The organism is Pseudomonas sp. 05N433 (assembly GCF_056396925.1).
Genome location: NZ_JBFTML010000031.1, coordinates 1 through 13,262, shown reverse-complemented (window position 1 = coordinate 13,262; position 13,262 = coordinate 1). Strand labels below are relative to the sequence as shown.

Genomic DNA, 13,262 nt, shown 5'->3' with positions numbered 1-13,262 from the left:
AAAACCCGCAGGGAGCCTGATGTGAGCCTATTAGAAGACAACCAACCCACCGACCTCGAAAAAATGGTCGGCCTCAGCCGTCGTGGCTTCATCAGCGCCGGCGCCCTCTGCGGTGCGGCGATGTTTCTCGGTGGCAACCTGCTGAGTCGCAGCGTGCTGGCCGCCAGCGTCAGCGCCGGTTCCAGCAAGCTGTTGGGCTTCGACAGCATTGCCGCCGCCACCACCGATACCATCACCCTGCCGCCGGGCTACAAGTCCTCGGTTTTGATTAGCTGGGGTCAGCCTCTGCAAAAGAATGGCCCGGCATTCGACCCTAGCGGTAACGGCACGGCCCAGGCGCAGGAAGTCCAGTTCGGCGACAACAACGATGGCATGAGCCTGTTCGAATTCCCCGGTGACAAAGACCGGGCGCTGATGGCGATCAACAACGAATACACCAATTACCGCTACCTCTACCCCCACGGCGGCATGCCGCAATCGGCGGAAGATGTGCGCAAGGCCCTGGCCTGCGAAGGCGTGTCAGTGATCGAAGTGCAGCGCAAGAACGGCCAGTGGCAGTTCGTCCAGGGCTCGCGCTACAACCGGCGCATTCACGGTAATGCGCCCATCAAACTGAGCGGCCCCGCAGCAGGTCACGACCTGCTGAAAACCAGTGCCGACAAACACGGCAAGAAAGTCCTCGGCACCTTCCAGAATTGCGCCAACGGCAAAACGCCATGGGGCACTTATCTGACCTGCGAAGAGAACTTCACCGACTGCTTCGGCAGCAGCAATGCCGAGCAAAAATTCGACGCCGCGCAGAAACGCTACGGCGCAGTGGCAACCAGCAAAGACATCAACTGGCATCAACACGATCCACGCTTCGACCTGGCGAAGAATCCCAACGAACTCAACCGCCACGGCTGGGTGGTGGAAATCGACCCGTTCGATCCGCAATCGACGCCGGTCAAACGCACCGCGCTGGGCCGCTTCAAACATGAAAACGCTGCCCTGGCCGAAACCAACGACGGTCGCGCCGTGGTGTACATGGGCGACGACGAACGTGGCGAGTTCATCTATAAATTCGTCAGCCGCGACAAGATCAACCACAAAAACCCCAAAGCCAACCGCGATCTGCTGGACCACGGCACCTTGTACGTGGCGCGTTTCGATGCGGGCGACGGCAACGCCGATCATCCGAAAGGCCAGGGCCAGTGGATCGAACTGACCCACGGCAAGAACGGCATCGACGCCAGCAGCGGTTTTGCCGATCAGGCCGAAGTGCTGATTCATGCGCGCCTCGCCGCCAGCGTGGTGAGCGCCACGCGCATGGACCGCCCGGAATGGATCGTCGTCAGCCCCAAGGACGGCCTGGTCTATTGCACCCTGACCAACAACGCCAAGCGCGGCGAAGAAGGCCAACCGGTGGGCGGCCCGAACCCACGCGAGAAGAACGTCTACGGGCAGATCCTGCGCTGGCGCACCGACCGCGACGATCACGGTTCGAATAGCTTTGCCTGGGACCTGTTTGTGGTCGCCGGCAACCCGGGCGTCCACGCCGGCACGCCGAAGGCCGGCTCGTCAAACATCACCCCGCAGAACATGTTCAACAGCCCGGACGGCCTGGGCTTCGACAAGGCCGGACGCTTGTGGATTCTGACCGACGGCGACACGAGCAATGCGGGCGACTTCGCGGGCATGGGCAATAACCAGATGCTGTGCGCCGACCCGGCAACCGGTGAGATCCGCCGTTTCATGGTCGGGCCGGTGGGCTGTGAGGTGACGGGGATCAGCTTCTCGCCGGATCAGAAGACCTTGTTTGTCGGGATTCAGCATCCGGGGGAAAACGGCGGGTCGACATTCCCTGAACACCTGCCCAATGGCAAGCCGCGGTCTTCGGTGATGGCGATTACCCGCGAGGATGGCGGAATCGTCGGCGCCTGACAGGGCCTCTTCGCGGCAAGTCAAGCGCCTACTGCAGGAGCAAGGCTTGCCCGCGAAAGCGTCAGCCCAAACCACACTTACCTCAAGCCCACCCCCTAAAGAGGCCCCGTCTGCGCTACCATGCTTGGCCGGACGCGGCAGCCTGCCGCGCGCAGGAGTCAGCATGGCCCACCCGTTTGAAACCCTCACCCCAGACCTCGTGCTCGATGCCGTCGAAAGCATCGGCTTTCTCAGCGACGCCCGTATTCTGGCGCTCAACAGCTACGAGAACCGTGTCTATCAGGTCGGCATCGAAGACTCCGAGCCGCTGATCGCCAAGTTTTACCGTCCGTTGCGCTGGACCAACGAAGCGATTCTCGAAGAACACCAATTCACCTTCGAACTCGCCGAGTGCGATATACCGGTGGTCCCGCCGCTGATCCACAACGATGAAAGCCTGCACGAACATGCCGGATTCCGTTTCACCCTGTTCCCGCGCCGGGGTGGTCGCGCACCGGAGCCGGGCAACCTTGATCAGCTGTATCGCCTGGGCCAACTGCTGGGTCGTCTGCATGCGGTCGGCGCTACAAAACCGTTCGAACACCGTGAAGTGCTTGGGGTGAAAAACTTCGGTCACGACTCACTGGCCACCTTGCTCGAAGGCAATTTCGTACCGCGCAGTCTGCTGCCGGCCTACGAGTCCGTCGCCCGCGACTTGCTCAAGCGCGTGGAAGAGGTCTACCAGGCCACGCCACACCAGAACATCCGCATACATGGCGATTGCCACCCCGGCAACATGATGTGTCGCGACGAAATGTTCCACATCGTCGACCTCGACGACTGCCGCATGGGCCCGGCGGTACAGGATATCTGGATGATGCTGGCGGGTGACCGTCAGGAATGTCTGGGGCAACTGTCGGAACTGATGGACGGCTACAGCGAATTCCACGACTTCGACCCGCGGGAACTGGCGCTGATCGAACCGCTGCGCGCCTTGCGGTTGATGCACTACAGCGCCTGGCTCGCCCGTCGCTGGGACGACCCGGCCTTCCCTCGCAGCTTTCCGTGGTTCGGCACCGAGCGCTATTGGGGCGATCAAGTGTTGGCGTTGCGTGAGCAATTGGCGGCACTGAATGAAGAGCCATTGAAACTCTTCTAAACACCGCGTCCCTGTAGGAGCGAGCGGTGCGGGCAAGCCTCGCTCCTACAAAAAAGGCCACACATCTATACAATCCCCTCTTTGTTAGCTGCCTAAGCAAGGATTCTCATGCAAGCCGCCAACCTGCGTCGCGGGTACATCCTGGGCCTGAGTGCCTACATCATCTGGGGACTTTTCCCGCTCTACTTCAAAGCCATCGCCAGCGTGCCTGCCGTGGAGATCATCATCCACCGAGTGCTTTGGTCCGCGTTGTTCGGCGCCTTGCTGCTGCTCGTCTGGAAACATCCCGGCTGGTGGCGCGAGCTGCGTGAGAATCCACGGCGGCTGGCGATCCTGGCCCTGAGCGGCACGCTGATCGCGGCCAACTGGCTGACTTACGTCTGGTCGGTGAACAACGGACGCATGCTTGAGGCCAGCCTCGGTTACTACATCAACCCGTTGGTAAACGTGCTGCTGGGGATGCTGATCCTCGGCGAACGGCTAAGGCGCATGCAGTGGATCGCGGTGGGGCTGGCGGCGGTCGGTGTCGCGCAGCAAGTGTGGCAGGTCGGCAGCCTGCCGTGGGTGTCGCTGGTGCTGGCATTGACCTTCGGCTTCTACGGCCTGATCCGCAAGCAGGCACCGGTCAAGGCGCTGCCGGGGCTGGTGGTGGAAACCTGGATGCTGGTGCCGATTGCTGTCGCCTGGCTGCTGTTCAACCCGACGGCGACCAGCGCGCAAGCCGCATTCTGGACCAGCTCCGAAGCCTGGTGGCTGGTAGCCGCCGGTCCGGTGACGCTGGTGCCGCTGGTGTGTTTCAACGCCGCCGCACGGCACTTGCCCTACACCACCCTCGGATTTCTCCAGTACCTGGCGCCGACGCTGGTGCTGTTGCAAGCCGTACTGCTGTTTGGCGAACACTTGTCGTCCAGCACGCTGGTGGCGTTCATCTTTATCTGGGCAGGTCTGGCGGTTTACAGCGTCGACGCGTGGATAAGTCTGCGCCGCCGCAGTTGATCAGAAAACGTACAAATCTCTACAGGCCACGTCTCCCGTGGCCTGCATCCATCCTTCCCAAGGTTATCCACAACGTGATCCCCGGCGTTTGTGCGCAAGTCACTGAAACTGCTGGTTTTTTGATCAGATCCTGAAGAGCCCCGGCCGGCGTGGGCTGGCGGGGTGTCTCTACAGGTTATCCACAGGCAGGTGCACGTATAACTTGGATAACCTGTTCAAGGTTCGCTGCGCAGTACCAATTCGACCATCAGGTCGTCCGCCAGGGTTTCCAGGCGCGATTGCAGCACCTCCAGCGACAAAGTCAGGGGCACCGCGAGGATTGCTTCGGCATGGAACAACGGCTCGCTGCTCATCGGCGCCGGACGCACTTCGGTCACCAGCCGCTCCAGGCTCACCCCTTGCTCACTCAGCAGACGCGTAATGTCCCGCACAATGCCCGGACGATCATTGCCCACCAGTTCCATGGCAATCGGCTTCCAGGTGCAGGATTGTTCGATGCTGCTTTCGGCGATCATCACGCGGATGCCCTGGGTCGACAGTCCCTGTAGGGCGTCTACCAGTTCATCGTAGGCTTCGGCCGGTACGCCCACCCGAAGAATCCCGGCGAACTGCCCGGCCATGCGCGACATGCGGCTCTCCAGCCAGTTGCCGCCATGCTCGGCAATGCATTGGGCAATGCGCTCGACCTGCCCGGGCTTGTCCGGGGCGAATACCGTGAGTACGAGATGGTCCATGGCGCAGCCCTCTTGTCATGACTTTTGTTATGGAAAGGCAAGTATAGGCAAGGGGCTGGATGTGGCGAGGGGGCTTGCCCCCGTTGGGTCGCAAAGCGGCCCCTTGAGTTTCTCCAGCGTGTTCGCATCAGGCGATCTACGACTGCTTCGCAGCCGAACGGGGGCAAGCCCCCTCGCCACAAAAGCCCCATCTCCATAGCAGGGCATCGAATATTATGTGTACAAGTTTTTATATTTAACTGGAACAATCCAATAGTTTTTTGAGAACATCCCGTTCCCCGACATGACTGCAATGCGTCATGGGGTCGCAGAACGACGTAATTAGTCTAATTTTCACAACCGCAATTCATCATGTAGTATGCCACAGCGCGCACTACATAACGTTGGATCGATGTCTGCCGCAGGCACACTCGCAACCCTGAAAGCCCCGTCAGCAAGGCCGCAATGCCGTTGATCGGAACGAACCCAGCCGCCAGCAATGGCATGTACTGGTAGAAGGGTTTGTGGTTTAAATGGCCAGAGGCTTCATTGTTAAATTGAAGAGCTGAAAAGCGAAATAGCTGAGCAGAGTGAGGCAAGCAATGACTGAACACGTTCAAGTCGGTGGCCTGCAGGTCGCCAAAGTCCTGTTCGACTTCGTGAACAACGAAGCCATTCCCGGTACCGGCCTCACCGCCGACACGTTCTGGGCCGGTGCCGACAAGGTCATCCATGACCTGGCACCGAAGAACAAAGCCCTACTCGCCAAACGCGATGATTTCCAGGCTCGCATTGATGCCTGGCACCAGGCTCGTGCAGGTGTTGCGCACGATGCGGTGGCCTACAAAGCCTTCCTGCAAGACATCGGTTATCTGCTGCCAGAAGCGGCCGATTTCCAGGCAACGACACAAAACGTCGATGACGAAATCGCCCGCATGGCCGGCCCACAGTTGGTGGTGCCGGTGATGAACGCGCGCTTCGCGCTTAACGCCTCGAACGCACGCTGGGGTTCGCTGTATGACGCGCTCTACGGCACCGACGCCATCAGCGAAGCGGATGGCGCGGAAAAGGGCAAAGGCTACAACAAGGTACGTGGCGACAAGGTTATTGCCTTCGCCCGTGCGTTCCTCGACGAAGCCGCGCCATTGGCTGCCGGCTCCCACGTCGATTCCACCGGCTACAAGATCGTTGACGGCAAACTGGTTGTCGCCCTCAAGGGTGGTAGCAACACCGGCTTGCGCAACGATGCTCAACTGATCGGTTTCCACGGCGACGCAGCGGCTCCGACCGCGATCCTGCTGAAGAACAACGGCCTGCACTTCGAAATCCAGATCGATGCCAGCACCCCGGTCGGCCAGACCGACGCGGCCGGTGTCAAAGACATCCTGATGGAAGCCGCGCTGACCACCATCATGGACTGCGAAGACTCAGTCGCCGCGGTCGATGCCGATGACAAAGTGGTGATCTACCGCAACTGGCTCGGTCTGATGAAGGGTGACCTGTCGGAAGAAGTCTCCAAGGGCGGTCAGACCTTTACCCGCACCATGAACGCCGACCGCACCTACACCGCTCTCGATGGCAGCGAACTGAGCCTGCACGGTCGCTCGCTGTTGTTCGTGCGCAACGTCGGTCACCTGATGACCATTGACGCGATCCTCGACAAAGACGGCAACGAAGTGCCAGAAGGCATTCTCGACGGTCTGGTGACTTGCCTCGCGGCGATCCATAGCCTCAACGGCAACAGCTCGCGCAAGAACAGCCGTACCGGTTCGGTCTACATCGTGAAGCCGAAGATGCACGGCCCGGAAGAAGCCGCGTTTACCAACGAGCTGTTCGGTCGCATCGAAGACGTCCTCGGCCTGCCGCGCAATACGCTGAAAGTCGGGATCATGGACGAGGAGCGCCGTACCACGGTCAACCTCAAGGCCTGCATCAAGGCTGCCAGCGAGCGCGTAGTGTTCATCAACACCGGTTTCCTCGACCGCACGGGCGATGAAATCCACACCTCCATGGAAGCCGGCCCGATGGTGCGCAAGGCCGACATGAAGGCCGAGAAGTGGATCAGTGCCTACGAGAACTGGAACGTCGACATCGGTTTGAGCACCGGCCTGCAAGGTCGTGCCCAGATCGGTAAAGGCATGTGGGCCATGCCCGACCTGATGGCCGCCATGCTGGAACAGAAAATCGCTCACCCATTGGCCGGTGCCAACACCGCCTGGGTTCCATCGCCGACAGCTGCTGCGCTGCACGCGTTGCACTACCACAAGGTCGACGTGTTCGCCCGTCAGGCCGAACTGGCCAAACGTGCGCGTGCTTCGGTGGACGACATCCTGACTATCCCGCTGGCTGTGAATCCGAGCTGGACTGCGGAACAGATCAAGAACGAACTGGACAACAACGCCCAAGGCATTCTCGGTTACGTGGTGCGCTGGATCGACCAGGGCGTAGGTTGCTCGAAAGTGCCGGACATCAACGACGTCGGCCTGATGGAAGACCGTGCGACGCTGCGTATTTCCAGCCAGCACATCGCCAACTGGCTGCGCCACGGCATCGTTACCGAAGCGCAAGTGATGGAAAGCCTCAAGCGCATGGCGCCGGTGGTTGACCGTCAGAACGCCAACGACCCGCTGTACCGCCCGCTGGCACCGAACTTCGACAGCAACATCGCCTTCCAGGCGGCGGTCGAGCTGGTGGTCGAAGGCACTAAACAGCCGAACGGCTACACCGAGCCGGTTCTGCACCGTCGTCGTCGTGAGTTCAAGGCTGCCAACGGCCTTTGAGTAAACGCTGACGCCGGACGTGAAAAAGCCCTGATCGAGAGATCAGGGCTTTTTCATTTACGCTGTCTAGTCCTGAAATAGGTTCACACCTGTTTCAGGACTAGACACGCTGCGGTCCCCTGTGGCGAGGGAGCTTGCTCCCGCTCGACTGCGCAGCAGTCGTAAATCCGGTGTATGCGGTGTATCAGGGACATTGGGATCGCAGTTTTTGGGGCTGCTTCGCAACCCAACGGGAGCAAGCCCCCTCGCCACAAAAGCTGCCAACCTGGAAGTCCGCGCTACAGATCCATCCCCAGCTCATGCTTGACCAGTTCAAGCAATTTTTCGCTATCAATGGGCTTGAGCAGAAAGTCCACGACGTGCAAGTGCATCGCTTCGATCGCATCCTTCACATCGGCATCGCCGGAAACGATGATGATCGGCAATGCCGCGCGTGGCGACTCCCGCACCAGGCGGATCAGTTCCAGGCCGTCGACGTGGCCCATCCGCAGGTCGGTAATCACCAGACCGATCGATGGCTTCTCTTCCAGCATTTTGAGCGCCATCTCGCCACTGGCCGCCGTCATGCAGTGAATGCCATCGAGCCCCAGAATTTCCGACAGCAATTCGCGGGCATCCTTATCGTCATCGACGATCAGCACCCGCTGCGGCGGCAAGTCTGGTTCCAGCATGACGGCGCTGAGCGCTTCGCGCTCGGCATCACTCAAAATATCGTGGTCGGACATGGCGTTCTCAACGTTTTCAATGCGATCCCTGACACAGGGTGTCAGACATCGCTCAGCAGACTTCAATGTGCACTTCGTCGGAATCTTTTCCAATAGACAATGTAGGAGGTTTTTCCCACCGTTGTGTCAGACATTTCCCATATTCCGGCCGCTGCACTGCCTACCTAGACTTACGTCCAATGGGCACCCTGCCCGCAGGGGTCGACCATGCCTGGAACGATCTGAAACAACGATCCGACACAACAATCAGAAAAAGACTGCGGTAATGGTTATGAGTAAAGCGGACGCCTTCACCCAGGCAGGGAAAACCGCGGTGTTGCAGAACATCCAGGGCACTTTGCAATTCCTGCAGCGCTTCCCACCCTTCAATCAGATGGAAAACGCTCATCTGGCCTATCTGGTGGAGCAATGCCAGCTGCGTTTTTATGCCCCCGGCGAGAGCATCATCAAACCCGCCGATGGCCCGATTGAGCATTTCTACATCGTCAAACAAGGCCGGGTCGTGGGGGAACGCCCGCACACGGCCAAGGGTGGCACCGAAACCACTTTCGAAATCACCACCGGCGAGTGTTTCCCCCTTGCCGCGCTGCTGGGCGAACGTGCAACCCGCACCGAACATCTGGCGGCCGAAGATACCTTTTGCCTACAGCTGAACAAGCTCGCGTTCATCAAACTGTTCGCACTGTCCAATCCGTTCCGCGACTTTGCCCTACGGGGTGTCAGCAGCTTGCTGGACCAGGTCAATCAGCAAGTCCAGCAAAAAGCCGTGGAAACCCTCGGCACCCAATACTCGCTCAATACCCGGCTGGGCGAATTGGCCATGCGTCACCCGGTAACCTGCAGCCCGATCACACCTCTGCGTGAAGCGGTGACGCTGATGCACGATCAGCAAGTCGGCAGCATTGTGGTGGTCGATGAACAAAAGGCGCCGCTGGGCATTTTCACCCTTCGCGACTTGCGACACGTGGTGGCCAACGGCACCAGTGATTTCAATGAATCCATCGAGCGGCACATGACCCGGGCGCCGTTTTTCCTGTCGCCGGACCACAGTGCCTTCGACGCAGCGATCGCCATGACCGAGCGACACATTGCCCACGTCTGCCTGGTCAAGGACCAGCGCCTGTGTGGCGTGGTTTCGGAGCGTGACCTGTTTTCCCTGCAAAGGGTCGATCTGGTGCACCTGGCGCGGACCATTCGCAGCGCCCAGCGGGTGGAAAACCTGGTGGCGATCCGCGGCGAAATCGGCCAATTGGTCGAGCGGATGCTAGCCCACGGCGCGTCCTCGACGCAGATCACCCATATCATCACCCTGCTCAACGACCACACCGTCTGCCGGGTGATCGAACTGGCCATCGCGGAGAAAGGTGATCCCGGTGTGCCGTTCAGTTGGCTTTGCTTCGGCAGCGAAGGCCGCCGCGAGCAGACGCTGCACACCGATCAGGACAACGGCATTCTGTTCGAAGCTCGCGATGCGGCCCACGCCGCCGAAATTCGCGGCAAGTTGTTGCCCATCGCCCAGCAGGTCAATCAGAGCCTGGCGCTGTGCGGCTTTACCTTGTGCAAAGGCAACATCATGGCCGGCAACCCCGAGCTGTGTTTGTCCCGGATCGAGTGGGCACGACGCTTTGCAGCGTTTATCCGCGAGGCAACGCCGGAAAACCTGCTGGGGTCGAGTATCTATTTCGATCTGCGCGTGGTCTGGGGCGATGAGCGAGGCTGTGAGCAACTGCGCCGGGGCATTCTCGATCAGGTCGGCGACAACCGGTTGTTCCAGCGCATGATGGCCGAGAACGCCCTGCGCAACCGCCCGCCCGTAGGACGTTTCCGCGAATTCGTCCTGGCGCGCAAGAATGGCGAGAAAGCCACCCTCGACCTGAAACTCCAGGGCCTGACGCCATTCGTCGACGGCGCGCGAGTGCTGGCCCTGGCCCACGGCATCGACGCCAACAACACCCTGGAGCGTTTTCGCCAATTGGTGGAAAAAGAGGTCATCGATCAGCTGGACGGCGCGGCCTATGAAGAGGCGTATCACTTCATCCAGCAAACCCGCATGCAGCAACATCAGCTACAGACCCGTGAGAACTTGCCCTACTCCAACCGGGTCGATCCCGACAGCCTCAATCATCTGGACCGACGCATCCTGCGTGAATCCCTGCGCCAGGCCCAACGCCTGCAAAGCAGCCTGACCCTGCGGTATCAGTTATGAGCCTGTTTTCATGGCTGCGCCCGGCCAGTCCCGTTTTGCCCGGCGAACTGCAACACCGTCTGGATCGCTTGCCGGCCGTGGCCCAACTGAGCGACTGCAGCCTGCGCGAGCAACGCTGGGTGGTGCTCGACCTGGAAACCACCGGGCTGAATCTGAACAAGGATCGGCTGTTGTCCATCGGGGCCGTGGTGATCGAGGACGGCGCGATCGACTTCAGCCAGCAGTTCGAGCGCACGCTGCAATGCACCGAACTCAAACTCGGCCCCAGCGTGCTGATTCATGGGCTGGGTCCGAGCGCCATTGCCGCCGGCAGCGACCCCGCGCAGGCCCTGCTCGAATTCATGGAATTTGTCGGCGACAGCCCGGTGTTGGCGTTTCATGCGCCGTTCGATCAGCACATGCTCGGGCGCGCACTGAAAGAACATCTGGGTTACAAGCTGCAGCATCCGTTTCTGGACGTGGCAGACATCGCCCCGCTGCTTTGTCCCCAGGCACACTTTCGCGAGGCCGGGCTGGATGAGTGGATCGACTGGTTCAAGCTGGAGGTCTTCGAACGGCATAACGCCAGCGCCGATGCCTTGGCGACGGCGGAGCTGATGCTGATTTTGTTCAGCCGCGCGCGGCAGCAACAGATTCATAGCCCGTTGAACCTGCAGCAGCGGCTGAGTCAGTGGAAGCGGCGGCGGCAAGCGCCTTCTTTCTGACCTGTGGCGAGGGGGCTTGTCGGACCGCCGCACCGCCCCGTTGGGTCGTGAAGCGGCCCCCTGCATTTCGCCATATAAACCGCATTCGGCGGTTTTACGACTGCTGCGCAGCCGAACGGGGGCAAGCCCCCTCGCCACAAGCTCGCTCCCACACTCAAACACCAAAGCGCTATGCTCCCGACACTGCCCATGATCGAGATGCCGCCATGTCCGCCCCCAGCATGACCCTGTTCCACAACCCCGCCTCGCCCTTTGTTCGCAAAGTCATGGTGCTGTTGCACGAGACCGGCCAAACGAACCGCGTGGCGCTGCAAGCCTGCCAGCTCACGCCGGTCAGCCCGGATCAGGCTCTCAACAAAGACAACCCGCTGGGCAAGATTCCGGCGCTGCGCCTGGCCGACGGCAATGTGTTGTACGACAGCCGGGTGATCCTCGATTACCTCGATCACCAGCACGTCGGCAATCCGCTGATTCCTCGTGAAGGCTCGGCGCGCTGGCGGCGCTTGACCCTGGCTTCTCTGGCAGACGGGATCATGGATGCCGCCGTGATGATTCGCTATGAAGTGGCCCTGCGCTCACCGGAGAAACATTGGGACGCATGGCTCGACGGTCAACGCGACAAGATTCGTCGCGCCCTGGCGCTGTTGGAGGCCGATGCGATTGCCGAGCTGACCAGCCATTTCGATGTGGCAGCGATCAGTGTGGCCTGTGCCTTGGGTTATCTGGATTTGCGCCATCCGGATCTGGAATGGCGCAAGGAAAATCCAAAGTTGGCCGAGTGGTATTTCGAAGTGAGTCAGCGGCCTTCGATGATCGCGACGATGCCCAAGGTTTGATCTTTGGTCGGCCATGCCGGCCTCAGAAGATCGCAGCCTTCGGCAGCTCCTACGCCGAACGCGTGCTCCTGTGGGAGCTGCCGCAGGCTGCGATCTTTTGATCTCTGTGCAAACAACCTGGCAATCCGCGTCGCCAACACCTCACCCACTCGCTGATCCTCGTGCAACCCCAACCACCGGCTCATTCCACGGCACCTATATCAAAGTCCAAGGGCTTCGCGGTTTTCTGCCCGATCCCATACCAGTCCAGCTTACGGGTCAGCACCATGAAAACGCCCAGTAGCCCGAACAACAGCAGCGAGCCCATCAACAGCGCGTAATCCTCGGCGCTCAACAAGCCGTAAAGCAGCCCGTATAACGCCGCCAACCCCGCCGAAAAGCTCAAACCGTGACGCACGCTGCGCAGCACATGGCAGACATAAAAACCGATCAACGCCACACAGCTACTCGCCGACAGCAGATACGCCAGGGCAAAGCCGATGTGTTCGGACAGCGACAACAGCAACAGGTAGAAGAACGCCAGCGCTACACCCACCAAGGCGTACTGCACCGGGTGCACCGCCAGGCTTTTCAACACTTCGAACAGGAAGAAACCGGCGAAGGTCAGGACGATAAACAGCAATGCATATTTGATTGCCCGGTCGCTTTTCAGGTACTGGTCCACCGGGTCGATGAAACTCACGCCGAAACTACGACCGCTGAACGCCTCGCAATGACCGCCCGACACGCAACTGTTCAACGCTTCTTGCAGGTTGGTGGAGAAAAACGAGGTCTGCCAATTGGCCGTAAAGCCCTGATCGGTGATTTCCCGCTGGGCCGGCAGGTAATTGCCGATGAAGCTGGGGTGAGGCCAATTGGCCGCCAGTGAAACCTTGCTGGTCTTGCCCACCGGCAGAACCTGTAACTGGCCGGTGCCTTGCAGACGCAAGTCGAAACCGAAGGCCAGCTCCGTGGCCTGTTGGGTGTCCAGCGCCGGCAACGTCACATGCACACCCTCGCCCAGCCAGCCCACCTGGCTACCCGGTACAAAATCCAGCTTCTGGCCATTGAGTTCGAGTTTCAGCGCATTTTCGATGCCGCGGATGTCGCTGATGCCAACAGCCAGGAACGGCTGATCGAAGCGGTAATCGGCGAAGTCTTCCTTGATGCCCAGTTGTGCCGGAACCGAAAAATGCCCGCTGATGCGGTTATCGGCATGGAACAGTCGCGCCTCGTAGATGCCCCGGGAGCGCAGCTCTGTC

Annotated in this window: 10 protein-coding genes; 7 read left to right on the top strand and 3 right to left on the bottom strand. The window is 60.2% G+C overall.

Features of this window, described 5'->3' with window-relative positions; all coding sequences use genetic code 11:
- The first annotated feature begins 21 nt into the window (after nt 1-21).
- From AC1DIS_RS17080 to rarD, 3 genes are all read left to right on the top strand, one after another.
- On the top strand, nt 22-1,923 hold the full coding sequence (locus AC1DIS_RS17080; RefSeq protein ID WP_477743646.1) for a PhoX family protein: 1,902 nt from the start codon (nt 22-24) through the stop codon (nt 1,921-1,923).
- 163 nt (nt 1,924-2,086) lie between these two features.
- Nucleotides 2,087-3,061 carry a serine/threonine protein kinase gene (locus tag AC1DIS_RS17075; protein ID WP_477743645.1) on the top strand — a complete coding sequence of 325 codons (975 nt, stop codon included), beginning with the start codon at nt 2,087-2,089 and terminating at the stop codon, nt 3,059-3,061.
- A gap of 108 nt (nt 3,062-3,169) precedes the next feature.
- Nucleotides 3,170-4,057: an EamA family transporter RarD gene (rarD, locus tag AC1DIS_RS17070; RefSeq protein WP_018928812.1), complete on the top strand. Its 888-nt coding sequence runs from the start codon at nt 3,170-3,172 to the stop codon at nt 4,055-4,057.
- A 215-nt stretch (nt 4,058-4,272) separates the two neighbouring features.
- Here rarD and AC1DIS_RS17065 read toward each other — a convergent pair whose 3' ends face one another.
- Nucleotides 4,273-4,791, bottom strand: a complete 519-nt coding sequence (locus AC1DIS_RS17065; RefSeq protein ID WP_007936467.1) for a glycine cleavage system transcriptional repressor — start codon at nt 4,789-4,791, stop codon at nt 4,273-4,275.
- Between the two features lie 581 nt (nt 4,792-5,372).
- On the opposite strand from AC1DIS_RS17065, the gene AC1DIS_RS17060 reads away from it, so the two are divergent.
- The gene (locus AC1DIS_RS17060; RefSeq protein ID WP_086944442.1) at nt 5,373-7,550 is read left to right on the top strand and encodes a malate synthase G; all 2,178 of its coding nucleotides are present in this window, start codon (nt 5,373-5,375) and stop codon (nt 7,548-7,550) included.
- 278 nt (nt 7,551-7,828) lie between these two features.
- Here the strand turns inward: AC1DIS_RS17060 and AC1DIS_RS17055 are convergent, their stop codons facing one another.
- A complete protein-coding gene (locus tag AC1DIS_RS17055; RefSeq protein ID WP_477743644.1) occupies nt 7,829-8,275 on the bottom strand; it encodes a response regulator in 447 nt (148 codons plus the stop codon).
- A gap of 265 nt (nt 8,276-8,540) precedes the next feature.
- Between AC1DIS_RS17055 and AC1DIS_RS17050 the strand changes: the two genes are divergently transcribed.
- The 3 genes from AC1DIS_RS17050 to AC1DIS_RS17040 all read left to right on the top strand — a co-directional run bounded on the left by AC1DIS_RS17050 (nt 8,541) and on the right by AC1DIS_RS17040 (nt 12,021).
- On the top strand, nt 8,541-10,481 hold the full coding sequence (locus tag AC1DIS_RS17050) for a putative nucleotidyltransferase substrate binding domain-containing protein (protein WP_018928809.1): 1,941 nt from the start codon (nt 8,541-8,543) through the stop codon (nt 10,479-10,481).
- Complete coding sequence (locus tag AC1DIS_RS17045) at nt 10,478-11,185, top strand: 3'-5' exonuclease (RefSeq protein ID WP_018928808.1); 708 nt, start codon at nt 10,478-10,480, stop codon at nt 11,183-11,185. Before AC1DIS_RS17050 ends, AC1DIS_RS17045 begins: the two co-directional genes overlap by 4 nt.
- A 206-nt stretch (nt 11,186-11,391) precedes the next feature.
- Nucleotides 11,392-12,021 carry a glutathione S-transferase gene (locus AC1DIS_RS17040; protein WP_019650301.1) on the top strand — a complete coding sequence of 210 codons (630 nt, stop codon included), beginning with the start codon at nt 11,392-11,394 and terminating at the stop codon, nt 12,019-12,021.
- A gap of 181 nt (nt 12,022-12,202) precedes the next feature.
- Here the strand turns inward: AC1DIS_RS17040 and creD are convergent.
- Nucleotides 12,203-13,262 (bottom strand): cell envelope integrity protein CreD (gene creD, locus AC1DIS_RS17035; RefSeq protein ID WP_477780987.1); only part of this gene is annotated, 1,060 nt, incomplete at its 5' end.